Below are 22788 nucleotides of genomic sequence, written 5' to 3' on the forward strand. Positions count from 1 at the left end.
ACGCCGGGTGCCCGATGCACCCCTGGGCCTGATGCCGATGCGGTCGTCCGCAAGGGTATGCATCAGGACTTTCGGAAAGCACGGGCGACTGCCCGGCGTTCCGCCTGCGGTGTTTTGTCGGCTTGCCGATGCTTGCCCAAGCAACCGATCAAGGTCACCCTTGTTTGGCCCTGCGCGACAGGGCCGGGGGAGCGCAGCTCTTGGGCCGGACGCGTTTCGAATCTGGTCGTCCGTCACTTGATCCGCGGGCCCGTTCCATCCGCAACCAGGCCGTGCCGCCTGTCCCAGTGGTATCCTGACCACAGGCGATGCGGCCTGCCCGCAGACAGCCGGTACCCACACATCCCGTGACGCCGCATCTCCGGCGTCCACCGCATCCCGCCCCGCAATCGTGACGATCGCGATCGCCCCTCTCGGTGGGGCAGGACGAGGGGGAAAATAATCAAGATGGGGATACTGTCAATAGAGATAGGAAAAAATGTTTTGGTGCTGTCTTGCAGCCCACACGCGTCATCCCCGGCACACCAATTGGTATGCCGGGGGCGGGACGGCGCCGCAGGAGACGGGACCAAACTTCAGCCACTCCGCTTGGAGCGGCTGAAGTCGCGTTCTGCCGGCATCGCCGGCGACGCGCGCCCTATCGCCCCTTCACCTTCCGCCACGCAGCGAAATCCACCAGCGTCTGCTCGTCGGTGGCCGGATAGAGCCCGAAGATGCCCTTGCCGTTCTGGACCTGCTCGGTGACGAAATCCTCGAACGCCGTCATCTCGAAGGCTTCATCAGCGATCTCATCCGCGAGATGTGCCGGGATCACGATGACGCCGTCGCTGTCGCCGAGGATCACGTCGCCGGGAAACACCGGCGCGTCGCCGCAGCCGATCGGACCGTTGATCTCGATGGCCTGATGCAGCGTCAGATTGGTCGGCGCACTCGGGCGATGGTGATAGGCAGGAAAACCGAGCTTGGCGATCTCGGCGGAATCGCGAAAGCCGCCATCGGTGATGACACCGGCAACGCCGCGCTGCGCCAGCCGGTTGATCAGGATGGCGCCGGCGGACGCCGCACGCGCATCCTTGCGGCTGTCCATCACCAGCACGGCACCGGGCGGGCAATCCTCCACGGCCTTGCGCTGCGGATGACTGCGATCGCGGAACACGTCGAGCTTGTTGAGATCCTCGCGCGCCGGCATGTAGCGCAATGTGAAGGCCTCGCCGACCAGCGTCGGCTGGTCCGGCCCGAGCGGATGGACATCCTGGACGCACTGATTGCGGAAGCCGCGCTTGTAGAGCGCGGTGGCCACCGTGGCGGTGGAGATGGTCTTGAGTTTGGCGCGGGTCGCGTCGCTGAGTTTGGTCATGGGATCACTCACTCAATAAATCACGGGTTCTTTGACCGGCGCGCCGAAGTCGGTGCGCAGGAAGTCGAAGTCGCAGCCTTCATTGGCCTGCTGGATATGTTTGGTGAACATCCAGCCATAGCCGCGCTCGTAATTGCGCTCCGGGGCTTTCCAAGCGGCGCGACGCTTCTCCATCTCCGCATCGGAGATGTCGAGATTGATGGTGCGCGCATCCACGTCGAGCGTGATCATGTCGCCATTCTCGACCAGCGCCAGCGGGCCACCGATGTAAGACTCCGGCGCGACATGCAGGATGCAGGCGCCATAGCTGGTGCCGCTCATGCGCGCATCCGACAGGCGCACCATGTCGCGCACGCCCTGCTTCACCAGTTTCTTCGGGATCGGCAGCATGCCCCATTCCGGCATACCCGGCCCTCCCTGCGGACCCGCATTGCGCAGGATCAGCACGTGATCGGCTGTGACGTCGAGGCTCTCGTCGTCGATCGCCTTCTTCATGCTGGGATAGTCGTCAAACACCAGTGCCGGGCCGGTATGCTTGAGAAAGCGCGGCTCGCAGGCCGACGGCTTGATGACGCAGCCATCGGGCGCGAGATTGCCCTTCAACACGGCCAGCGCGCCCTCCGCATAGATCGGGTCCTTCACCGTGCGGATGACGTCGTCGTTATAGACTTCGGCGCCGGCGATATTCTCGCCCAGCGTCTTGCCGGTAACCGTCATCACATCGAGATGCAGATGCTCCTTGATGCGGCTCATCAGCCCCGGCAGGCCGCCGGCATAGAAAAAGTCTTCCATCAGATATTTGTCGCCCGACGGCCGCACATTGGCGATGACAGGCACCTTGCGGCTGGCGATCTCGAAATCGTCGAGACCGATATCCTGTCCGGCGCGGCGCGCCTGCGCGATCAGATGAATGATCGCATTGGTCGAGCAGCCCATCGCCATTGCCACGGTGATGGCATTCTCGAAGGCCTTGCGCGTCTGGATCATCTGCGGGGTGAGATCCTCCCACACCATCTCGACGATGCGGCGGCCGCATTCACTGGCCATGCGGATATGACCGGCATCGGCCGCAGGGATCGACGACGCCCCGGGCAGCGTCATGCCGATCGATTCCGCGATCGCCGTCATGGTGGACGCGGTGCCCATGGTCATGCAGGTGCCGTAGCTCCGGGCGATGCCGCCTTCGACCTCCACCCACTCCTTGTCGGAAATCTTGCCGGCGCGGCGTTCGTCCCAGTATTTCCAGGCGTCGGAGCCAGAGCCGAGCGTCTTGCCCTTCCAGTTGCCGCGCAGCATCGGGCCTGCGGGCAGATAGATCGCGGGATAGCCGGCGCTGGTGGCGCCGAGCAGCAGCCCCGGCGTGGTCTTGTCGCAACCGCCCATCAGCACCACGCCATCCACGGGATGGCCGCGCAACAATTCCTCAGCATCCATCGCCAGCATGTTGCGATAGAGCATGGTGGTCGGCTTCAGGAAACTCTCCGACAGCGACAGCGCCGGCAGCTCCATGGGGAAGCCACCAGCCATCAGGATGCCGCGCTTGACGTCGTCAACGCGGCTCTTGAAGTGCATGTGGCAGGGCTGCGCTTCCGACCAGGTGTTGAGGATCGCAATGACCGGACGGTCTTTCCACTCCACCGGCGCATAACCCTGCTGCATCGCACGCGAACGATGACCGAAGGCGCGGAGATCGTCAGGTGCAAACCAGCGCGCACTGCGAAGTTGATCGGGGGTCTTTTTCTTGTGGCTCATGTCAGCACCTTCAGGGAAATCACGACTGCACGCCCCATTTCTGTACGGTGTTACGCTCGATGGTGCGGAAGATCAGGTTTTCCACGATCAGTCCGATGACGATCACCGTCAATAGGCCGGCGAACACGGCGGGGATGTCGAGCAAATTCCGGTTCTCGAAAATAAACCAGCCAAGACCGCCCTGCCCCGACGACACACCGAACACCAGCTCGGCCGCGATCAGCGTACGCCAGGCGAAGGCCCAGCCGATCTTGAGGCCGGTGAGGATCGAGCCGAAGGCTGCGGGAATGAGGATGCGGCCCACATAGGGCAGGCCGCGCAGGCCGTAATTGCGGCCCACCATCCGCAGCGTGTTCGATACGCTCTTGAAGCCGGAATGGGTATTGAGCGCCACCGGCCACAGCACCGAATGCACCAGAACGAACACCAGACTGCCATTGCCGAGCCCGAACCAGATCAGCGCCAGCGGCAGCAGCGCGATCGCCGGCAGCGGATTGAACATGGCTGTCATGGTTTCGAGAAAGTCAGTCCCGATGCGGGTGCTGATGGCAAGGATCGTGAAGACCGCGGCCAGCACGATGCCGGTCCCATAGCCCATGAACAGGACCTTCAGCGACGCCCAGGCGCGCATCGGAATGGTGCCGTCCTTGACCTTGTCGAACATGGTCAGGACGGTGTCGTGGAAGGTCGGAAACAGCAGCGGATTATCGAGATAGACGCCGTAGGCTTCCCACACGGCGCACAGGAAGATGATAATCGCCGTCTTGCGGACGAAGCCATCATTCCACAGCAATTCGAGAACGCTCAGCTTTCGCTCGAGCTCCGCGGGTTTAACGAGGGTCGCAACCGCCGCCTCGTCGCGCATCAGGATTTTGGCTTCGCCCATGGCGGGTCTCCTCAATGCGCAGTGTCGGTGGACGCGAACAGCAGATCGTGGATCTGCTTCTCCAGCCGTCCGGCGCTGCCGTCTTCGGTGGACACCTGATCGACGTCGATAATCTCGGCCTTGACGCGGCCGGGATGCGGCGACAGCAGCAGGATGCGGTTGCCGATCTTGATCGCTTCGGCAATCGAATGGGTCACGAACAGCACGGTGAACTTGGTCTCTTCCCAGAGCTGCAGCAATTCATCCTGACAGGTCCGGCGGGTCAGCGCGTCCAGTGCGGCGAACGGCTCGTCCATCAGCAGGATGTCCGGCTCCATTGCCATGCCGCGCGCAATGGCGACGCGCTGCTTCATGCCCCCTGACAATGTGTGCGGATAGCTGTCGACCACACGCGTCAGGCTGACCTTTTCGATATAGGCGCGGGCGCGTGCCTCGGCGTCCTTCTTGTTCAGCTTCCGCGTCATCAGCAGCGGAAACATCACATTTTCCAGCACCGTCTTCCACGGCAGCAGTTGGTCGAACTCCTGGAAGATCATCATGCGGTCGGCGCCGGGCTCGGTGATCTCCCGCCCCTTGATCCGCATCTTGCCTTCGCTCGGCGCCAGATACCCGCCGACAGCCTTGAGCAGCGTGGACTTGCCGCAGCCCGATGGACCAAGCAGCACGAAGCGATCGGAACGATTGACTTCGAAACTGACCTTGTCAGTAGCGGTGACAACCACGCTGGAAGTCTTGTAGCGCAGCGTCACGCCGCTGACGTCGAGAAGTGCAGACATCAGTTACCCTTGAGATCGGCCGAAGCAGGCAGGTAGTAATCGGTCCAGGCCTTCGGCTGGGTCTTCAGCGTCCCGGTCTTGAACAGATGGGTGGCGAACTTCATGGTGCCCTGCGGCGCCAGATTGTATTCCATCATGCCGGGCTCCTTGAGCCAGCCGAGGATGTCATCTGTCGGCGTCTTGTCGCCGGTGACTTCCTTGTAGATCTCCACCGCCGCCCTGGTGTCGTTCATGATCAGGTCCTGCGCTTCCTTGGCGGCATCGCGGACGGCCTGAATCACTTTCGGGTTGGCATCGGCAAATTTGGTGGCGGTGAAGAACTGCGACTGGCTCAGCGGCCCGCCCATCACGTCAGGCGAATTCAGCACCACGTGCGCGCCGGGCACGTTCTTCATTTCAAGAAAGGTGAACGGCGGAATCGAGAAGTGGCTGCGCACTTCGTGCTGCGTATTCGACAGCGCGGCATAAGCGTCGGGATGGCCGAGCTGCACGGTGTTGGCATCGAGCTTCGACCACTGATCGGCACCGAAGGCCTCGGATGCAGCAATCTGCAGCACGATCGCCTGGGTGGAGATCTTCACCGTCGGCACGGCAATCTTGTCGCCCGGCCCGAAATCCTTGATCGACTTGATATGCGCGTCGCGGCTGATCAGCGTCATCGGCTGCGCCGACGTGGCGACGATGCCCTTCACCCCGCCTCTGGTGCGGTCCCACAGCAGCAGCAGATTGCCGGTACCGGTGTTGAGGATATCGACACCGCCGGCCAGCAGCGCATCGGTCTGCGCGCCGCCGCCGCTGAAGGTGATCCATTTGGTGGTGATGCCAGGCAGGCCCAGCGCCGCGGCATGTTTCTCGATCAGCTTCTGCTTCTCGATGATGTGCGTCGGCATGTAGAAAATACCCGGCTGACGCGACAGCGAAATCTCGGTCTTCTGCTGCGCCTGCGCCGGAAATACCGACATCACGAGGCCGAGCGCCGCCACGGCGCCTGAACAGGCAGCCCACATCTTGTTCATATCGTATCCTCCGCTGTGTTGACGTTGTTGACCGTCTTGACCCAAGGCACTAATACATTAGTGCATCGAAGGTCAAGCTGCGGCTGTTTATTTCTCTGTGACCCCTTTTTTCGCATTCGCATTTCAGTGGCTTCATCATGCCTGCACCGACCACCGCGTCCCGCCGTACTGCACCGCGCTCTGCCGAGCGGCTCGACCGCGACCGTCAGGCGGCGCCGCAGGTATTCGAGCGATTGCGCGAATTGATCATCTCTCTTGCCCTGCCGCCGGGCTCTGCGCTGTCGCGCGCAGCACTCGCGGAGCAGTTCGGCGTCAGCTCGACGCCGATCCGCGACGCGTTGATGCGGCTCGACAAGGAAGGCCTGGTCGAGGTCTTCCCGCAATATGCAACGGTGGTCTCCAAGGTCGATGTCGGCCTGGCGCAACAGGCGCATTTTCTGCGTCAGGCGCTCGAACTCGAAATTGTCAGAATCCTCGCGCTGCAGCCTGACGCCGCGCTCATCATCGATCTGAACCGCATCATTACGCTGCAGCAACAATTTGCGAAGGCCGGCGACTTCGCCCGCTTCATGGCGGCGGATACGGAATTTCACCAGAAGCTGTATGACGCAGCCGACAAGCGCGGTCTGTGGGATCTGATCCGCAGCCGCAGCGGACATATCGACCGCTTGCGTCGCCTGCATCTGCCGTCTCTCGGCAAGGCACAGGCGATCGTGCGGGATCACAAGCTGATTGCCAAAGCCATCGCGACGGGCCAGCCCGACGAGGCGCAGAAGCATCTGCGCGCGCATTTGTCGGGCACGCTGCGCGACGTCGACAAAATCCGGATGCGACATCCGGAATATCTCAGCGACTGACGATAACGGAGCCTGACCGACCGCAGGTCGGGTGTGCCCGCTTACGCCTTCCGATGCGCCTCCAGCGCCTGGGCGTAGAGCGCAAGGCCTTCGGCCACTTTCTGGCGCTGCGCAGGCGTCAGGCGCGCCAGTGCGTTCGTCACCTGCTGACGTCCAAAAGCCTGAATGGCTTCGCGGGTCCGCCTGCCTTTGGCGGTCAGCAGCAATCGCTTGATCCGGCCATCGCCGGCACTGGCAGCCTCCCTGAGCTCACCCGCCTCGATCAGCTTGCGGATCATGCGGCTGACGCTCGATTTTTCCAGACCGAGAAACACCGATAATTCGACTGCCGTCATCGCCTCGCGCTCGCCGATCTCCAGCAGCGCGTGAACAGCCGATGGCGGATAATCGGTGGCGGCAACGGTCGCCTGCATGAAGCCAAGCTCGCGCACCATCAGGCGCGACGCTGCACGGATGTGATCGATCAGATCGGCGTCGATATCGGGCAATCGCGGGCTCCTTGACGATAGTTGCATAATACAACTATATTAACCGTGGTGAATGAGGCCGGTGTTAGCATAATCCGTGCAGGGAATGACCATGACAACCAGCGCTGTCCAACGCCGCCCCTATGCCCGCATGGCCGGGCGCATCTGCCTCGTCACCGGCGGGGGCAGCGGCATCGGGCGGGCGGCGGCACTGTTGATGGCGCAGGAAGGCGCCGCTGCCGTCGTGATCGCGGGCCGCCGCGAAGCCGAAGGACAATCGACGGCCGATGAATGCAGCCGGCTTGGCGCGAAAGCGCTGTTCGTGCGCACCGACGTGACGGATGAGGCGGAGGTCGCCGGCCTCGTCCGAACAGTGATGGACGAATTCGGACGGCTCGATGTGGCCTTCAACAATGCCGGACATCAGGAACGGCGCGCGCCGGTCGAGCAGCAGACGAGCGCGGTCTATGACACCGTGTTCGACGCCAATGTCCGTTCGGTGTTTCTCAGCCTGAAGTATCAGATCCTTGCCATGGAGCTGAATGGCGGCGGCCGCATCGTCATCAACGCGTCGGTCAGCGGCATCCGCAACCCCAATCCGGGCCTCGCGCTGTATTCCGCATCGAAGGCGGCCGTGATCTCGCTGATGCGCTCCGCGGCGATGGAATGCGGGCCGCGCGGTATCCGCATCAATGCGGTGGCGCCGGGCCGCGTGGTGACCGATATGATGCTGGCTTCCGGCATAGCTGATATGTCGGCGGTCGCGGCCGGCCTGCCAATCCGCCGCATGGGACAGCCGCATGAAGTCGCCGAAGCCGTGGTGTGGCTGGCTTCCGACGACGCCGGCTATATTGTCGGCCACGTATTGTCGGCGGATGGCGGCTTCAGCGCAACCTGACAACACCCGCGCATCATTGCGCTGCAACAGAAGAGTGCGGGCGCGGCAGCGAGTGCGACTTGCAACTCCCAAGCCCTTGGCAACGCCGGTGCTATCGTCAAAGATCACAAGCCGATTGCCAAACCCATCGCGACAGGCCAGCCTGAAGCGATGGCGATGGATCAGCACCTCGCGCTGTGCCGCTGCACGTCATCAACACACGTCATGACGATCCGGAGTATCTGACCGACCAACGATCACGAATATCCGGCAGCGACCGGGCGGACGAAACGGATGCCTGCATCAATGACAGGCACCGCAAGGGAAAACACAGGGAGGAAGTCAAGATGAGCATTTCTCGTCGTGGTATTCTATTGGGCGGCGCAGGCGCACTCGGCGCGGCAACTTTTCCACTCGCACGTCCCGCCATCGCGCAATCGTCCGAACCGATCAAGATCGGCTGGCTCGCGGCCATGACCGGGCCGAGTTCGGCGCCGACCGTCGGCTTCAACCGCGGCGTTGTCTTCGCCACCGAAGCCATCAATGCCGCCGGGGGCGTCAAGGGCCGCAAGATCGAGATCATCACCCGCGATACGCAGGGCGATCCCACCAAGGCCGTGAACGCCACGCAGGAGCTGATCAGCCAGGCCAAGGTCCATGCGATCTGGGGGCCGGTGAATTCCGGCGAGGCGCTGGCGACCACGCCGCTGATGGCGCGTGCCAAGATGCCCGACCTGCATCCCTGCGTCGTCGACACGCTGATCGATCCCGCGAAATTCCCGGCTGCGTTCCGCATCGCGCCGTCGAACGGCCAGTGGGACGATGCCGTGCGCAACTACTGCCTCAAGGTGCTGAAGGTCAGCAAGATCGCGGTGATCGGCGATACGACAGGTTATGGCGTCACTGCGGTGAAAGCCTCGGTCGAGGCCTTCAAGAAAGACGGCGCCGATGTGGTCTACAGTGCCAATATCGACGCCACGCAGCCCGACATGACGCCCGACATGCTGCGCGCCAAGAATGCGGGATCGCAGGTGATCGTGGTGTGGAGCGTCTCCACCGGCATGGAAGCGCGCATGTTCAACACCCGCGCATCGATGGGCTGGGACGTCGCCTTTGTCGGCCATCCCTCGCTGGCCTCCGGCGAACTGGCCAGCCTGGTCGAGAAACCCGCCAACTGGGAGAAGGTCTATGCCATCGGCTACAAGAGCTGCAGTTATGACTCCGCCGGCAAGCTACCGCCCAAGAGCCAGGATCTGGTCGACCGGCTCACCAAGGCGAAGGTCGCGCTCAACGACACGCTGCTGTGGTGGGTTGCCGGCGGCATCGACGCCGTCGAACTGATCGCCAAGGCCGTCGAGGCCACCGGATCGACCGACAGCGAGGGGATCGTCAAATACTGGAACTCGCTGTCGAAATATCCCGGCTATTTCGGCAACTACTCGTTCTCGCCCACCCAGCACAACGGCTATCCGACCGACGAGATCGTGATGTCGGAAGCCCGCTCTGCCAAGAACGGCACCTTCGCCCTCGCCCCCGGCTACTCATAGGCCGGCGGGAGGGCACCCGCCATGCTCGGCTCGATCATAGCCTCCGGCCTCGCGGCGGGTGCGATCTACGCGCTCGTCGGCATCACCTACAACACCATGTTCTCGACCTCGCGGGTGATGAGCTTCACCGCCGGGCAACTTGCCATGCTCGGCGGCGTGTTCGGCTCGCTGTTCATGCTGAAAATGGGGATGCCGACGCTGGTCGGCTTTGCCCTCACACTGATCGCCTGCGCGATCATCGGTGTCATCACCGAATTCGTCGCGGTGCGGCCGGTGCTGAAAAGCCTCGAGCAGCATCTCTATGTGCTGTCGACGCTGGCGCTCGCACTGATGATCCAGCAGGTCACCGCGATCAAATGGGGCACCGAGCCGCAACCGTTCCCGCGCATCGTCGGACTGGGTACCGGAATCTGGGACGAGAAATTCTGGCTGCCGGTGGTGGCTTGCGGCCTTACTATTCTCGGCCTCGAATATCTCTATCGCCGCACCCTGGTCGGCCACGCCTTCATGGCCATCGCCGAAGATAACTTCGCGGCGCGTGCGCTCGGCCTGCCCGAGCGCAACCTGCGCGTGGCGAGTTACGCGCTGGCCGGCGTGATCGGCGGCGTCGCGGGCTTTGCCGGCGGCGAATTGATGCTCGCCTTCTTCGCCAATGGCGCGCTGCTGAATTTCTACGGTTTCGTGCCGGTGGCGCTCGGCGGCCTCGGCAACAATCGCGGCGCGCTGATCGGCGGCGTGGCGCTCGGCCTGTTCCAGCAGGCGGCGAATTTCCTGGTCGGCGGCATCTTCTCCTCGGTCGCGGTATTCGCGATCTTCATCATCGTGTTGCTGGCGGCGCCGCAGGGCCTGTTCGGCTCCGCCACGGCGCGGAGGGTGTGATGACAGTGATGACCGACACATCAGCAGCCCCCGAGATCACGACGAAGCATTCCGTACTGCCGGCGCTGCTGCCATTCGTCGGCGTCTTCGCGCTGGCCATGATCCTGCCCTTTGTCAGCAACGACTACTGGGCGCTGATCGGCACCCGCGCCGCGATCTACTGGGTGCTGGTCGCCGGGCTCAATCTGGTGGTGGGCTTCGCCGGTCATCTCGCCATCGGCTATGTCGCGTTGCTGACGCTCGGCGCCTATACCACCAGCGTGCTTGTCGCGGGCAATGTGCTGCCGCCCGTCCCGATTTTTGTCGCACTGATCGCCGCAAGCGCCGTCGGCGCCGTATTCGGCGTCATCGTCGGCCTGCCGGCGATGCGGCTGCGCACCTTCTATTTCGCCATGACCACCCTCGGCTTCGCCACCATCGTGACGCAGATCGCACTGGCCTGGCAGAGCGTGACCGGCGGCGGCATCGGCATTGTCGGGCCGGAATTCGGCGCACCGTTCAATACGCCATGGGGGTTCTATTATCTGTGCATCGGCTTCGCGGCGGTGGCCACATGGCTCAGCGCCAATATCGCCTATAGCCGGTTCGGCCGCGCGCTGATCGCGATCCGCGATGCGGATGTGGCCGCGGAAGCCACCGGCATCTCCAAGCCGAAACTGCTGGTGTCGGTCTTCCTGCTTGCCGGCGCCATGGCGGCCTTTGCCGGCGGGCTGTTCGCCAGCCTGCAGACCTATATCACCCCGGATGCCTTCACCTTCGATCTGTCGGTCCTGTTCTTCATCGCCATCCTGATCGGCGGCCGCGGCTCGATACTCGGCCCGATGCTCGGCACCATCATCCTCACCATCCTGCCGGAGATAGCGGCCCCTCTGGCCGCGTGGTCGACATTCCTCTATGCAGTGCTGCTACTCCTGATCGTGCTGGTGATGCCCGGCGGCATCGCGGCGCTGCTGGATTTCAAGAACCGCCGGCCGCTCGCGAGCAATCGCGCTATCGTGCCACGCATCGCGGGGCTCTCCGAGGTGCTGCGCAAGACGGCCACCACCAGCACGCTCACGCTACGCGATGTCGTCCTGACCTTCGGCAATGTGCGGGCCATCGACGGCCTCGATCTCGATGTGAAACCCGGCCAGATCCACGGCCTGATCGGGCCCAACGGATCCGGCAAGACCACCACGCTGAACGTGATCTCCGGCTATTACGCGGCCAAAGGTGGCACCATCACGCTCGGCGACGACGCGCTGCCGCCCGGCATGCCGGAGCTCCGCGCCGGCATGGGCATCGCCCGCACCTTCCAGACCCCGCGGGTGATCGGCGAGGCCTCGGTGCTTGAGAATGTCATGGTCGGCGGCACCATCGAGGGTCAGGCGACATTTGCCGAGGCGCTGCTGTCGCTGCCGCGGCATCATCGCGACGAACGCAAGTTGACGGCCCAGGCACGCGCCATGCTCGGCGTGGTCGGGCTGGAATCCCTAGCCGACGTCCGCGCCGATCGCCTGCAACACAGCGAATTGCGCTTCATCGAGATCGCCAGGGCGTTGATGCTGCAGCCCGACTTCCTGCTGCTCGACGAGCCTGCCGCCGGTCTCTCCAGCGACGAGATCATCAGGCTGGGTGCGCTGATCAAGGCCATCAGCCGCCGCGGCACCGGCGTGCTGCTTGTGGAGCATCACGCCGACCTGATCTTCGACATCTGCGATCAGGTGACGGTGCTGAATCTCGGCAAGATCCTCGCCGCCGGCACGCCGGCCGAAATCCGCGTTCACAAGGAGGTGGTCAGTGCTTACCTCGGAGGCTGAACCGCTGCTCAGGGTCACCGCGCTGGAATCCGGCTACGGCAAGATCCGCGTGCTCCATGGCATCGACCTGCATATCGCCGCAGGCGAGGTCGTCACACTGCTCGGCCCCAACGGTGCCGGCAAGTCGACGCTGCTGCGCGCCATCTCCGGCCTGCTCCCGGTCAACGCCGCCAGCGTCCGTTTCGACGGCCGTGACATCAGCAACGGCACGCCGCGCGAGGCTGCGCGTGCGGGCCTCGTGCATGTCATCGAAGGCCATCGCGTGTTTACGCAGCAAACGGTCACCGAAAACCTGCTGCTCGCCGCCTATGACCTGCCGCGCGGCGAGCGCAATGCCCGCGTCGATGAGGCGCTTTCGTTCTTTCCGGAGATCGCCCAGAAGCGCCATGAACGCGGGGCGTCGCTTTCGGGCGGACAGCAGCAGATGCTGACGGTCGCGCAGGGGCTTGTGCGGCGACCACGGCTGCTGATGCTGGACGAGCCCTCTGCAGGACTCTCGCCGGTGCTGGTCGACCGTGTCCTGTCCGTGATTGCACAACTGCAGAAGCAGGGAACTGCCGTGCTGCTGGTGGAGCAACTGGTGGAGAAGGCGCTGGCTGCTGCCAATCGCGTCTATGCGCTGTCGCAGGGGCGGATCGTGCTGGAGGCGACGACGTCGGAAGCGAATCTGCCGCAGCGGCTGGAGCGGGCCTATTTCGGGCATGAGGACGCGGCGGCGGTGTAGCGGCGCGGCTGCTTTTCTGCCTTGAGCCCACACGCTCGTCATTCCGGGATGCACGTAAGACTGCGGAGCAGGCTGGAGTGCAGACCCGGAATGACAGTGTGTGGTTCACCCGTCAATAATCGCCACCGCCCTTGTCCATCCCGCCGACGCCTTCTCGATCTTCACCGGGAAGCACGACACCATGAAACCGGTGGACGGCAGCTGCTCAAGATTATGCAGCTTCTCGAGATGGCAATAGCCGATATGGCGACCGGCCTTGTGGCCTTCCCAGATCAGGCTGGCATCCTTCGTCTCGGCATATTTCTTCGCAGTGTAGACAAACGGCGCGTCCCAGCTCCAGCCGTCGATGCCAGTGAGGCGCACGCCCCTCTCCAGCAGATACATGGTGGCCTCATAGCCCATGCCGCAGCCGGAGGTGACGTAGTCCTGCTGCCCGTATTTGACGCCGGCGGATGTGTTGACGACGACGATCTCCAGCGGGCTTAACGTATGGCCGATGCGCGTGAGCTCGTCCTCGACATCCTTCGCCGTCGCGACATAGCCGTCCGGCAAATGCCGGAAGTCGAGCTTCACGCCGGGCTGAAAACACCAGTCCAGCGGCACCTCGTCGATGGTCCATGACCGTTCGCCACGATTCATGGTGGGATGGAAATGATAGGGCGCATCGAGATGCGTGCCGTTATGGGTCGAGAGCTGCACCAGCTCCACCGCCCAGCCCTCGCCATCCGGCAGGTCGTCCTTCTTCAGCCCGTCGAAGAACTGCAGCATCCGCGGCAGGCCCTGCTGGTGATCGACATAATTGATGGTGGGATGATTGCCCGGCGGATCGGCAGGGACGTCGTTCTGCAGGGGGACGGAGATATCAATGAGGCGACGCGCCATGGGATTTCCTCGTTGGTTTTGTTCTTTTGATTTTGTCGTCATTCCGGGGCGGGCCGGCGCCGAGGGCGACGAGGCCGAACCCGGAATGACAGTATGTGGCAGGCGCGCGCCAATGTGACGACGCCGTCTCACACGTCCTGCCGCACCACCTTGTTCTTCAACACACCGATCTTCTCGACCTCGAGTTCGATCTCGTCATTGTGTTCGAGATACCAGCCGAGTTCGAGGCCGCAGCCGTTGCCGACGGTGCCGGAGCCGATGAATTCGCCCGGCATCAGCGTCTCGTCCTGCGTCACATGGGCGATGATCTCCTCGAAGGAGAACAGCATACCCTCGCTGGTCGAGGACGAACGCACCTTGCCGTTGACGCGGCATTCCATCTTCAGTCTGTAGGGATCGCCGATCTCGTCGGGCGTCACGATCCACGGGCCCAGCACATTGCCGCCGTCGAAGCTCTTGCCCTTGGCGGGACCCAGGCGGCCCTCCATCTCCAGCCGCTGGGCATCGCGCGCCGAGAAATCGTTGAAGATGGTGTAGCCGAAGATGTGATCCTTCGCCCTGGCCGCGGAAATATTCGCGCCCCTGTTTTTGGTCACGATGCCGAATTCGAGTTCGTAATCCATCACCTTGCTGTAGCGCGGCCACTTCACCGTCGTATTCGTGCCGCGCACGCTGAAGCGGTTGGTGATGTAGTAGATCGGCTGGCGGCGATAGACTTCGGGCAGTTCGCCGAGCGGCTCGGCTTCCAGCCGGGCCAGCTCTTCCATGTCCCCCTTCGCACGGGCGGCCAGCTTCAACTGGCCGCGCGGCGCCTGCAGGATATGCAGCGGAAACGACATACCGTCGCGCATCTGCCGCGGCTCGGGCAATGGCGCGAGAATGTCTGTGCCGGCGACATTCACTGACAACGATGCATCGCTGCCATGTTTCTCGAATACGCTGCGCGCCGCATCGAGTGCGGCCTCGCCGGCATCGATCAGGGCCAGCATCGACCCGAAGGCGGGATTTCCGCCATCGCGGGCCGCGGCGCCGGCGAGATCGAACAGCCTGCCGTCATTGGCGTGAACGATACCGACCTTGTCCTGACCACCGGCACGAAATGTCGCGAGTTTCACTGGCGTCTCCCACTTGCTTTTGTTCTTCGATAAAATATATGATCAAAAAAAATATCGATAAACAAGAGGCGATCGCAAAGATTGCTTCGGGATCGAAAAATGCTCGGTGAGGGAGACGACCATGACCAGATGGACGGTGGCAGCCCTGTTGGCCACGCTCGCTGTGACGGGCACCGCGCATGCCCAAAGCAAGCTCCAGATCGGTTGCACTGCAACAACGGACTGCGCCTCGGCCATGGTCGCGGTCGATGACGGCATCTTCAAGAAGCACGGGCTCGATGCCGAGATGATCCCCATCGGCATCAATTCCAATATCCCGGCGGCCATTCTGTCCGGCTCGATCCAGATCGGCGGACCGACCTCCACCGTCTTCCTGCAGGCTGCCGACGGCGGCCTCGATCTCGTCGCGGTCGCCGGCGCAACGGTGATGAGCCCGATATCGAACGCCAATATCACCGCCTTCGTGCGTAACGGCATCACGATCAAGGAGCCGAAGGATTTCATCGGCAAGAAGGTCGGCGCACCGGGCCTCGGTGCGTTTCTTCACGTGCTGTTCGTCAAATGGCTGGTCGACAAGGGCGTCGATCCCAGGAAGGTCAATTTCGTCGAAGTGACTTTCCCGACCATGCCGGACATCATCAAGTCCGGCGGTGTCGATGCCGTGCTGACTGCCGAGCCGACGGTATCGCGCATGCTGGCGGCCGGCAGCGGCAGCATCGGCGCGCGCTACGCATCGGAGCTCGAGCGCACCGAGCCGATCATCTTCTATGCGGCCTCGCGCGAATGGGCCGAGAAGAATACCGACACCATCGGGAAATTTCGCGCTGCCATCGCCGAAGCTGCGGCGATCGTGAACAGCGACAAGGATAAGACCTCGGCCGCGATTGCCAAATTCACCAAACAGACCATCGAACTGGTGAAGGCCTCGCCGCCGAACAAGTCGGAGCCGGTGCTGAAGCCCGAGCAACTGGCATGGTGGATCGATGTCATGTCCTCGCAGAAAATGCTGGAGACCAGGCTCGATCTCAACAAATTGATTCTGAAATAGGGCGAACTGAATGGCGGGCCAGTCCCTTAGCAGTCCAATCGATGTATCCGGCTCGGATACGCTGAGCGAACGTGCAGCGACACTGCTTCAGCATGACATCATTGCCGGCAATCTCGCCCCGGGAACGCGGCTTGGCATCGTCGATCTCGTGCAGCGCTACGAGATCGGCGCCACGCCGATGCGCGAAGGACTGTCGCGCCTGATCTCACGCGGCCTGATTATCGGCATCGGCCAGCGCGGTTTTCGCGTCGCCGACATCAGCCGGGAGGACCTGGCCGACATCACACGGATGCGCAGCGTGGTGGAGATGGAGGCGCTGCGGCTGGCCATCGAACATGGCGATGATGCCTGGGAGGCCGGTATCCTCGGCGCGCTTCACCAGATGCGCAGGCATATCGACCGGACCGGCGATGAATTCCGCGAAGGAGCACCGGATTTCGACAAGCTCCATAAGGGATTTCATACCGCCCTGCTGGCGGCATGCGGATCGAAGCGCCTGCTCGCGGCGCATTCGGAGCTTTACGATCAGGCCTATCGCTACCGCCGGGTGATGATGCGCGGCTTCGACAGCGGCAGCCGCTTTGTCGCAGCCCATCAGCTTCTGGCCGATCGCGTGCTTGCTCGCGAGACCGGTCGCGCACAGGCGATGCTGACGTCGCATCTGCACTCGACGCTCGCTTACGTCTATCCGCCCGGACAGGGAGATTGAGCGCGATGACATCCATTGCCCTTCGCAAAGACATGCCGTCCACCCAACTCGAAAAATCGCAGATCGCGTTTTCCCATGTCACGCTGGATCTGGGCGGCAAGACGATTATCGAAGACATCAGCCTCGACGTGAAGCCCGGCGAGTTTCTCTGCATCATCGGCGCTTCGGGCTGCGGCAAGACCACGGCGCTTCGCCTCGCAGCCGGCCTGTACCAGCCGACATCCGGACACGTCAGCTTCGACGGCGAGCCGATGCGCGCGCCGCGGCGCGATGTCGCCATCGTGTTTCAGGATTACGGCAAGGCACTGCTGCCATGGCGCACCGCCGCCGGAAATGTCGCGCTGGCGCTGGAAACCATCGGCATGCCCAAGGCCCAGCGCCCGGCGCGCATCGACGCGTTGCTGAAGAAAGTCGGCCTGCCCCATCACGCCGCGAAATATCCCGCCGAGATGTCCGGCGGCATGCAGCAACGACTGCAAATCGCGCGATGTCTGGCGCAGGAGCCGAAAGCGCTGCTGATGGACGAACCGTTCGGCGCGCTGGATGCGATGACCCGGCAGGGCCTGCAGGACGAGGTGCTGTCCCTGCTCGATGCCAGCAAGGCCACGGTGATCTTCGTCACTCACGATCTCGAAGAAGCCATTTATCTCGGCGACCGCGTGGTCGGCCTGCTGCCGCATCCCGGCCGCATCGGCATCGATCTTCCGATCAACCTGCCGCGCCCGCGCGATCAGTTGACCACGCGCGAGAACCCGGAATTCCTGCGGCTGCGCCGCGAATTGTTCGACTTCATCAAGGCATCGGAAGCATGAGATCCGAACGCCTGAAAGCGGCGATCCTTCCGATGAGCCTGCTCATCGTGCTGGAAGCCTGGGCGCGCTCCGTCGACATCCACAGCGATGCATTGGCGCCGCCAAGCGCCGTGATGCTGGCGCTGTTTCAGGCGTTCGGCGACGGCTCCATCCTGTCAGCCACACGTGACACGCTGGCTTCGGCCTTTGCCGGCCTCGTGGTCGGCGGCGCCATCGGATTGTTCCTCGGAATTGCGCTGGGTATCTTCCAGCCGCTGGATCGGCTGATGGAAGTCACCATCGAGTCCCTGCGGCCGATCCCCTCCATCGCACTGCTACCCATCGCGCTGATCGCGCTCGGCTTCGGCTATCCCATGGAAATTGTGATCGTCGCCTTTGCCTGCGTGTGGCCGATCCTGATCCTCAGCCGCGCTGCCGTGCGCAGCATCGAGCCGCGACTGATCGAAGTCTCCCGCGCGCTGCGGCTGTCGCCAGGCGACCGTATCCGCAAGATCATCATTCCCGCGGCACTGCCGCGCATCTTTCTCGCCTTCCGCCTCGCCGCCGGCATCGCGCTGATCGTCGCGGTGACCGTGGAAATCGCGATCAATCCCATCGGGCTCGGCGCGGGCATCATGATCGCGCAGCAGGCGCTGCGCCCGGACCTGATGCTCGCTTATCTGCTGTGGATCGGCCTGATCGGCTACGCGCTCAATGCCGGATTGCTGGCCGCGCAGCAGCACCTGTTTGGCCCCGCAGCGCTGGCGAGAGAGGTCCGATGAACTGGACACTCACCCTCTGGCGCCTTGCCAGCTTCGCCGTGGCTGCAGGCCTGATTGCGCTGTGGCAGCTGATCGCCAATCTGAAACTGGTCTCGCCGGTGTTCCTGCCGGGCCCCGATCGCGCCTGGGCCGCGCTGATGCGCGGCTTCAGCAATGGCACGCTGCTGGACAAGACGATCGGCACTCTCGAACACATGTTCTATGGCTGGCTGGTCGCATCCGTCGTCGGCATCGCACTCGGCGCCATGATCGGCTCGTCGAAGGCGATGCGCAGCTATGTCGCCCCGTCGCTGGAATTCCTGCGGCCACTGCCCGTATCGGCGATCATTCCCGTCGCCATCGCGCTGTTCGGGCTGACCCAGGGTATGGCACTGTTCGTCATCGCCTTCGGCGCGATCTGGCCGATGCTGCTTGCGACCGTTCACGGCTTCGGTGCAGTGGAGCCGCGCCTCTATGAGGTCGCGCGCTCGCTGCACATGTCGCGCCTTGCTGTGATCTTCAAGATCGCTCTGCCATCTGCGAGCCCCGACATCATTTCCGGCATGCGGCTGAGCCTGACCGTGTCGCTGATCCTGGCGGTGGTCTGCGAAATCCTCGCGGGGCTCGACGGACTTGGCCACTGGGTGCTGCTGTCGGCGCGCGCGTTTCGTTCGCCGGATCTGTTCGCCGGCGTAATCCTGCTCGGCGTGATCGGCTATGTCACCGCACTGGCCATGTCGCTGGTCGAGGCGCGACTGCTGCGATGGCGGACGAGCGGGCATTGAGAAACATACTCGTCGTTTCGTGAATCTCTGATCGCGCCAAACACCACGAGGTTCCGGGTTCGCGCGCGAAGAGGCGCGCGCCCCGGAACGACGAGTTTGTGATTGCGTGTGTTGGGCTATTTCGCAAACACCTTCGAGATCGCCGCCTGCGCGTCTGCCTGGATCTGCTTGAGATGATCCTCGCTACGAAAGCTCTCCGCATAGATCTTGTAGACGTCTTCCGTGCCGGACGGCCGCGCGGCGAACCAGCCATTCGCGGTCGACACCTTGATGCCGCCGAACGACTGATCGTTGCCCGCCGCCTTGCTCTCGGTCCTGGTCACCGCATCGCCGGCGAGCTCAAGCATGCCGATCTGCTCCGGCGTAACCTTCTTCAGCACAGCTTTCTGCTCGGGCGTGGCCGCGGCGTCGATGCGCTCGTAATAGGGCACGCCGAATTCCTCTGTGAGTTTTTCAAAGCGCTGGCTTGGATTCTGCTTGGTTACCGCGGTGATCTCGGCGGCGAGCAGGCCCAAGATGAGTCCGTCCTTGTCGGTGGCCCACACGGTGCCGTCCTTGCGCAGGAACGAGGCGCCGGCGCTTTCCTCACCGCCGAAGCCGAACGAACCGTCGACGAGACCGTTGACGAACCACTTGAATCCGACCGGCGTCTCGACGAGCTTGCGACCGATTTTGTTCACCACACGATCGATGATGGCGCTGGAGACGATGGTCTTGCCCACCGCCGCATCCTTGCGCCAGTTCGGGCGGTGTACGAACAGATAGTCGATGCTTGCTGCGAGATAATGGTTCGGATTCATCAGCCCGCCGGTGCGGGTAACGATGCCATGGCGGTCGGCATCGGTGTCGTTGGCGAAAGCGACGTCGAACTTGTCGCGCATGCCGATGAGCTTGGCCATCGCATAGGGCGATGAACAGTCCATGCGGATCTTGCCGTCCCAGTCCAGCGTCATGAAGCGGAAGGTCGGATCGATCGCGGTATTCACGATGGTCGCATCGAGCTTGTAGCGCTCGATGATCGGCTGCCAGTAATGCACGCCGGCACCGCCGAGCGGATCGATGCCGATCTTGACGCCGGAGCCGCGGATCGCGTCCATGTCCACGACATTGGCGAGGTCGCTCACATAGGGCGTGATGAAATCGTAGCGCTTCACGAATTCGGATTTGCGGGCGCGCGCGATCGGGATGCGCCGGACGCCGGCCAAGTCGCGCTCGAGGAAGCCTTTGGCAGCCTTCTCCATGATGCCGGTGATGTCGGTATCGGCCGGGCCGCCATTCGGCGGATTATATTTGAAGCCACCATCTTCCGGCGGGTTGTGCGACGGCGTGACCACGACGCCATCGGCGAGGCCCGATGTGCGACCCTTGTTGTAGGTGAGGATGGCATGGGAGATGACGGGCGTCGGCGTGTAACCGTCCTGCGCGTCGATCATCACATGAACGCCATTGGCGGCAAAGACTTCCAGCGCGCTGACCAGCGCCGGTTCAGCCAGCGCATGGGTGTCGATGCCGATGAACAGCGGGCCGTCGATGCCGGCGCTCTTGCGGTAATCGCAGATCGCCTGGCTGATGGCGAGAATGTGGTTCTCGTTGAAGGAATTATGGAGCGCGGAGCCGCGATGGCCGGAGGTGCCGAAAGCAACGCGCTGGGCGGGAATCGTGGGGTCCGGCTTGCCGGCGAAATAGGCCGTCACCAGCCGAGGCACGTTGACCAGCAGGGACGGATCGATGGTTTTGCCGGCCAGCGGACTCACATGGGCAGCCATTTGTTCTCCTTCGTACAGCTAGAGCCCTGAAGCGGCGGAGCCGCCGCCGGGGATCAGGACTCTTGGCATGTTTTGGAGGACAAATCAGCTGTTTGCGAGGCGCCTGTGGCCCGCAACGGGGCTCAGGACCGGCCGAAGGTCCGGTGCGAGACCCATGCCAGCGGGACGGCGAAACAGACGAACATTGCGACCACGGCGGCGGCAACCAGCATACTGTCGAAAGGCATTTCTCTTCTCCCTGAGTGATGGAGAAGAGTGTGAGCCTCGCGCGATGACTGCGCCTTGAGATGGGTCAAAGGCGTATGTTTGAAGCGGCACCACGTCGGATAGGGTGAGCGAAGCGAAACCCATCGCTTTCTTGCGTACAAATGATGGGTTTCGCTCCGGCGCAAGCGCGCCTGCGCTCTACCCATCCTACGCATTTGAGATGGATCAAGATTGCGGTGGGAGATGCGGCGCTGCCCTCGCCCCGCCGCGCGAAGCAAAGCTTCGCTAGGCGGGGAGAGGGTGGATCGAGACGGGTGAGGGGGAGTTTCAGTTGAGACTCCCCCTCACCCGCCCTCCACATGCTTCGCATGAAAGGCGACCTCTCCTCGCAAGCGGGGCGAGGTAAGAAAACGAAGCTAGGCCGCGGCGAGTTGATCCAGCCGGTCGGTGGACAGCAGGCGCACGCCATCGGGCACCACGACCACGGTCTTTTCCCTGGCGAGTTTGGTCAGCGTGCGGCTGACGGTCTCGATGGTCAGGCCGAGATAATCGGCGATGTCCTGCCGGCTCATGGGCAGCGGAATGTTGACCGATTTCGCGCCGATGCGGCCATAGCGGGCCTGCAGGTTCAGCAGGAAGGCGGCGACCTTCTCGTCGGCGGTACGACGGCCGAGCAGCAGCATCTGGTCCTGCGCAAGGCTGAGTTCATGGCCGGCGAATTCATGCAGGCGGCGCAGCAGATGCGGCTTGCCGTCGACATAGGTCAGGAAAGCGGCGCGGCTGAAGCGGCAGACGCGCACGGGCGTTACGGCCTCGGCGGCGACGCCGTAGCGGTCCATCAGCGCAAGTCCGAGGAAGTCGCCCGGCAGCGCGAAGCCGACGATCTGACGGCGGCCATCGGGCAGCGACTTGTACAGCCGGACGATGCCTTCGGTGACATTGAACACGCTGCCGGCCAAGGCGCCCTGGTCGAACAGCATGGTCTTGGCCGGGAAATTCTTGACCTGGCTGAGGCGGTCGAGCTCGTCGAGTTCCGCCGGCTCCAGGGCGCCGCAGACGCTGAACAGGCGCACCTTGCAGTCGTCGCAGCCGTTTCCGCCGCGGCCGTGCTTGCAGTCGTGCTCTCCGGCACAGGTCTCGACCGCTGGCTCTGCGAAGGTCATGGCAGTGTCCATCTCTGGTTTCGTCTTGCGAGGCTGATAATCACTCTACACCATTTGACATGGATCAATCCCGGACGCTTTGACCCATATCAATGCCGGAACAGCCCATCCCCGCCAATTTTGCCGGCCATGCGGGAATCCAGCCATGAATGAGGAATATCAGGCGCAACCAATGACTTGGGCCGATGCCCGGGCCGCCTATCCGCTCGTCTATCTGCACGATGCCAGCATTACGCTGGATGCATGGCTGGATTTCGTGCGCCGGCGGACCGATGCCGATTCCGGCGACAACGGGTTGATCGTGATCCGCGACCGGCGCGACATCGTCCATGCGCTGTTTGCCTACCGCGTCGATCTCGACCTGCGCGGCTGCAACCAGCTCTGCATTGCGCAGCTGATCGTCGCCCAAATTCCCGGCTCGCAGATCGACCATGCCGTGGTTGCCTCGACCAGCCAGGTCGCAGCGTCGCTGCGCTGTCCGAGCATCGTCATCGAGCAGCCGTTTGATCTGATGCCCGGCTCCCCGATGCGGGCGCCCACAGCCGCGTGAGCGGCTCATTTCAAATCGGGAAATCCGATTGCAAGCACCAATAACATTCGTTTGTCAAAATTCAGGGCGGACCT

The 22788-nt window shown here is 63.1% G+C and carries 22 protein-coding genes; 12 read left to right on the forward strand and 10 right to left on the reverse strand.

All coding sequences use genetic code 11. The features are described from left to right. Nucleotides 1-637: 637 nt before the first annotated feature. Genes ACEK02_RS06620 through ACEK02_RS06640 form a run of 5 tightly spaced genes read right to left on the reverse strand, consistent with a single transcriptional unit; the run spans nucleotide 638 to nucleotide 5778 of the window. The gene (locus ACEK02_RS06620; RefSeq protein ID WP_371421005.1) at nucleotides 638-1357 is read right to left on the reverse strand and encodes a ribonuclease activity regulator RraA; all 720 of its coding nucleotides are present in this window, start codon (nucleotides 1355-1357) and stop codon (nucleotides 638-640) included. 12 nt (nucleotides 1358-1369) lie between these two features. After that, complete coding sequence (araD, locus tag ACEK02_RS06625; protein ID WP_371421006.1) at nucleotides 1370-3109, reverse strand: L-arabinonate dehydratase; 1740 nt, start codon at nucleotides 3107-3109, stop codon at nucleotides 1370-1372. A gap of 19 nt (nucleotides 3110-3128) precedes the next feature. Further along, complete coding sequence (locus ACEK02_RS06630) at nucleotides 3129-3995, reverse strand: ABC transporter permease (RefSeq protein ID WP_371421007.1); 867 nt, start codon at nucleotides 3993-3995, stop codon at nucleotides 3129-3131. Nucleotides 3996-4006: 11 nt separating this feature from the next. Then, nucleotides 4007-4771, reverse strand: a complete 765-nt coding sequence (locus tag ACEK02_RS06635; RefSeq protein WP_371421008.1) for an ABC transporter ATP-binding protein — start codon at nucleotides 4769-4771, stop codon at nucleotides 4007-4009. Continuing rightward, nucleotides 4771-5778 (reverse strand): ABC transporter substrate-binding protein, encoded by a 1008-nt coding sequence (locus tag ACEK02_RS06640; protein ID WP_371421108.1) that lies wholly within the window; start codon nucleotides 5776-5778, stop codon nucleotides 4771-4773. Before ACEK02_RS06640 ends, ACEK02_RS06635 begins: the two co-directional genes overlap by 1 nt. A gap of 146 nt (nucleotides 5779-5924) precedes the next feature. Here ACEK02_RS06640 and ACEK02_RS06645 point away from each other — a divergent pair, with 146 nt between their 5' ends. Beyond that, nucleotides 5925-6644: a GntR family transcriptional regulator gene (locus tag ACEK02_RS06645; protein ID WP_371421009.1), complete on the forward strand. Its 720-nt coding sequence runs from the start codon at nucleotides 5925-5927 to the stop codon at nucleotides 6642-6644. Between the two features lie 41 nt (nucleotides 6645-6685). On the opposite strand, the gene ACEK02_RS06650 is transcribed toward ACEK02_RS06645, so the two are convergent. Further along, entirely contained in the window at nucleotides 6686-7159 is a 474-nt protein-coding gene (locus ACEK02_RS06650; RefSeq protein WP_371421010.1) for a MarR family winged helix-turn-helix transcriptional regulator, read from the reverse strand. Nucleotides 7160-7223: 64 nt separating this feature from the next. Here ACEK02_RS06650 and ACEK02_RS06655 point away from each other — a divergent pair, with 64 nt between their 5' ends. The 5 genes from ACEK02_RS06655 to ACEK02_RS06675 all read left to right on the forward strand — a co-directional run bounded on the left by ACEK02_RS06655 (nucleotide 7224) and on the right by ACEK02_RS06675 (nucleotide 12937). Continuing rightward, nucleotides 7224-8009, forward strand: a complete 786-nt coding sequence (locus ACEK02_RS06655) for an SDR family NAD(P)-dependent oxidoreductase (RefSeq protein ID WP_371421011.1) — start codon at nucleotides 7224-7226, stop codon at nucleotides 8007-8009. Nucleotides 8010-8335: 326 nt separating this feature from the next. After that, complete coding sequence (locus ACEK02_RS06660; RefSeq protein ID WP_371421012.1) at nucleotides 8336-9535, forward strand: ABC transporter substrate-binding protein; 1200 nt, start codon at nucleotides 8336-8338, stop codon at nucleotides 9533-9535. A gap of 21 nt (nucleotides 9536-9556) precedes the next feature. Continuing rightward, nucleotides 9557-10414: a branched-chain amino acid ABC transporter permease gene (locus ACEK02_RS06665; RefSeq protein WP_371421013.1), complete on the forward strand. Its 858-nt coding sequence runs from the start codon at nucleotides 9557-9559 to the stop codon at nucleotides 10412-10414. Beyond that, the gene (locus ACEK02_RS06670) at nucleotides 10414-12213 is read left to right on the forward strand and encodes an ATP-binding cassette domain-containing protein (RefSeq protein WP_371421014.1); all 1800 of its coding nucleotides are present in this window, start codon (nucleotides 10414-10416) and stop codon (nucleotides 12211-12213) included. The genes ACEK02_RS06665 and ACEK02_RS06670 overlap by 1 nt, the downstream gene beginning before the upstream one ends. Further along, complete coding sequence (locus tag ACEK02_RS06675) at nucleotides 12194-12937, forward strand: ABC transporter ATP-binding protein (protein ID WP_371421015.1); 744 nt, start codon at nucleotides 12194-12196, stop codon at nucleotides 12935-12937. Before ACEK02_RS06670 ends, ACEK02_RS06675 begins: the two co-directional genes overlap by 20 nt. A 105-nt stretch (nucleotides 12938-13042) precedes the next feature. On the opposite strand, the gene ACEK02_RS06680 is transcribed toward ACEK02_RS06675, so the two are convergent. Together ACEK02_RS06680 and ACEK02_RS06685 are read right to left on the reverse strand one after the other, a co-directional pair. Continuing rightward, nucleotides 13043-13819 carry a cyclase family protein gene (locus tag ACEK02_RS06680; RefSeq protein ID WP_371421016.1) on the reverse strand — a complete coding sequence of 259 codons (777 nt, stop codon included), beginning with the start codon at nucleotides 13817-13819 and terminating at the stop codon, nucleotides 13043-13045. A 128-nt stretch (nucleotides 13820-13947) separates the two neighbouring features. After that, complete coding sequence (locus ACEK02_RS06685) at nucleotides 13948-14934, reverse strand: fumarylacetoacetate hydrolase family protein (RefSeq protein ID WP_371421017.1); 987 nt, start codon at nucleotides 14932-14934, stop codon at nucleotides 13948-13950. 121 nt (nucleotides 14935-15055) lie between these two features. Here ACEK02_RS06685 and ACEK02_RS06690 point away from each other — a divergent pair, with 121 nt between their 5' ends. From ACEK02_RS06690 to ACEK02_RS06710, 5 genes are read left to right on the forward strand one after another with little or no spacing between them, the layout of a single operon-like run. After that, nucleotides 15056-15982, forward strand: a complete 927-nt coding sequence (locus ACEK02_RS06690; RefSeq protein ID WP_371421018.1) for an ABC transporter substrate-binding protein — start codon at nucleotides 15056-15058, stop codon at nucleotides 15980-15982. A gap of 10 nt (nucleotides 15983-15992) precedes the next feature. Beyond that, the gene (locus tag ACEK02_RS06695) at nucleotides 15993-16691 is read left to right on the forward strand and encodes a GntR family transcriptional regulator (RefSeq protein ID WP_371421019.1); all 699 of its coding nucleotides are present in this window, start codon (nucleotides 15993-15995) and stop codon (nucleotides 16689-16691) included. A gap of 5 nt (nucleotides 16692-16696) precedes the next feature. Continuing rightward, the gene (locus tag ACEK02_RS06700; RefSeq protein WP_371421020.1) at nucleotides 16697-17503 is read left to right on the forward strand and encodes an ABC transporter ATP-binding protein; all 807 of its coding nucleotides are present in this window, start codon (nucleotides 16697-16699) and stop codon (nucleotides 17501-17503) included. Then, nucleotides 17500-18264, forward strand: a complete 765-nt coding sequence (locus ACEK02_RS06705; RefSeq protein ID WP_371421021.1) for an ABC transporter permease — start codon at nucleotides 17500-17502, stop codon at nucleotides 18262-18264. The genes ACEK02_RS06700 and ACEK02_RS06705 overlap by 4 nt, the downstream gene beginning before the upstream one ends. Continuing rightward, entirely contained in the window at nucleotides 18261-19028 is a 768-nt protein-coding gene (locus tag ACEK02_RS06710; RefSeq protein WP_371421022.1) for an ABC transporter permease, read from the forward strand. The genes ACEK02_RS06705 and ACEK02_RS06710 overlap by 4 nt, the downstream gene beginning before the upstream one ends. A gap of 116 nt (nucleotides 19029-19144) precedes the next feature. Here ACEK02_RS06710 and pgm read toward each other — a convergent pair whose 3' ends face one another. Further along, nucleotides 19145-20794, reverse strand: a complete 1650-nt coding sequence (gene pgm / locus ACEK02_RS06715) for a phosphoglucomutase (alpha-D-glucose-1,6-bisphosphate-dependent) (protein WP_371421023.1) — start codon at nucleotides 20792-20794, stop codon at nucleotides 19145-19147. 623 nt (nucleotides 20795-21417) lie between these two features. Continuing rightward, entirely contained in the window at nucleotides 21418-22176 is a 759-nt protein-coding gene (locus ACEK02_RS06720) for a Crp/Fnr family transcriptional regulator (protein ID WP_371421024.1), read from the reverse strand. Between the two features lie 133 nt (nucleotides 22177-22309). Between ACEK02_RS06720 and ACEK02_RS06725 the strand changes: the two genes are divergently transcribed. After that, nucleotides 22310-22714: a hypothetical protein gene (locus ACEK02_RS06725; RefSeq protein WP_371421025.1), complete on the forward strand. Its 405-nt coding sequence runs from the start codon at nucleotides 22310-22312 to the stop codon at nucleotides 22712-22714. The last annotated feature ends 74 nt before the right edge of the window (nucleotides 22715-22788 follow it).

Source organism: Tardiphaga sp. (assembly GCF_041424195.1).
GTDB lineage: Bacteria > Pseudomonadota > Alphaproteobacteria > Rhizobiales > Xanthobacteraceae > Tardiphaga.

Bases quoted from the DNA above. Each gene is read 5' to 3' on its own strand.
- ACEK02_RS06680 (WP_371421016.1), bottom strand. From the start codon at position 13,819: ATGGCGCGTCGCCTCATTGATATCTCCGTCCCCCTGCAGAACGACGTC.
- ACEK02_RS06670 (WP_371421014.1), top strand. From the start codon at position 10,414: ATGACAGTGATGACCGACACATCAGCAGCCCCCGAGATCACGACGAAG.
- pgm (WP_371421023.1), bottom strand. From the start codon at position 20,794: ATGGCTGCCCATGTGAGTCCGCTGGCCGGCAAAACCATCGATCCGTCC.
- ACEK02_RS06645 (WP_371421009.1), top strand. From the start codon at position 5,925: ATGCCTGCACCGACCACCGCGTCCCGCCGTACTGCACCGCGCTCTGCC.
- ACEK02_RS06705 (WP_371421021.1), top strand. From the start codon at position 17,500: ATGAGATCCGAACGCCTGAAAGCGGCGATCCTTCCGATGAGCCTGCTC.
- ACEK02_RS06635 (WP_371421008.1), bottom strand. From the start codon at position 4,771: ATGTCTGCACTTCTCGACGTCAGCGGCGTGACGCTGCGCTACAAGACT.
- araD (WP_371421006.1), bottom strand. From the start codon at position 3,109: ATGAGCCACAAGAAAAAGACCCCCGATCAACTTCGCAGTGCGCGCTGG.
- ACEK02_RS06630 (WP_371421007.1), bottom strand. From the start codon at position 3,995: ATGGGCGAAGCCAAAATCCTGATGCGCGACGAGGCGGCGGTTGCGACC.
- ACEK02_RS06710 (WP_371421022.1), top strand. From the start codon at position 18,261: ATGAACTGGACACTCACCCTCTGGCGCCTTGCCAGCTTCGCCGTGGCT.
- ACEK02_RS06690 (WP_371421018.1), top strand. From the start codon at position 15,056: ATGACCAGATGGACGGTGGCAGCCCTGTTGGCCACGCTCGCTGTGACG.
- ACEK02_RS06695 (WP_371421019.1), top strand. From the start codon at position 15,993: ATGGCGGGCCAGTCCCTTAGCAGTCCAATCGATGTATCCGGCTCGGAT.
- ACEK02_RS06650 (WP_371421010.1), bottom strand. From the start codon at position 7,159: ATGCAACTATCGTCAAGGAGCCCGCGATTGCCCGATATCGACGCCGAT.
- ACEK02_RS06700 (WP_371421020.1), top strand. From the start codon at position 16,697: ATGACATCCATTGCCCTTCGCAAAGACATGCCGTCCACCCAACTCGAA.
- ACEK02_RS06725 (WP_371421025.1), top strand. From the start codon at position 22,310: ATGAATGAGGAATATCAGGCGCAACCAATGACTTGGGCCGATGCCCGG.
- ACEK02_RS06665 (WP_371421013.1), top strand. From the start codon at position 9,557: ATGCTCGGCTCGATCATAGCCTCCGGCCTCGCGGCGGGTGCGATCTAC.
- ACEK02_RS06640 (WP_371421108.1), bottom strand. From the start codon at position 5,778: ATGTGGGCTGCCTGTTCAGGCGCCGTGGCGGCGCTCGGCCTCGTGATG.
- ACEK02_RS06655 (WP_371421011.1), top strand. From the start codon at position 7,224: ATGACAACCAGCGCTGTCCAACGCCGCCCCTATGCCCGCATGGCCGGG.
- ACEK02_RS06660 (WP_371421012.1), top strand. From the start codon at position 8,336: ATGAGCATTTCTCGTCGTGGTATTCTATTGGGCGGCGCAGGCGCACTC.
- ACEK02_RS06620 (WP_371421005.1), bottom strand. From the start codon at position 1,357: ATGACCAAACTCAGCGACGCGACCCGCGCCAAACTCAAGACCATCTCC.
- ACEK02_RS06720 (WP_371421024.1), bottom strand. From the start codon at position 22,176: ATGGACACTGCCATGACCTTCGCAGAGCCAGCGGTCGAGACCTGTGCC.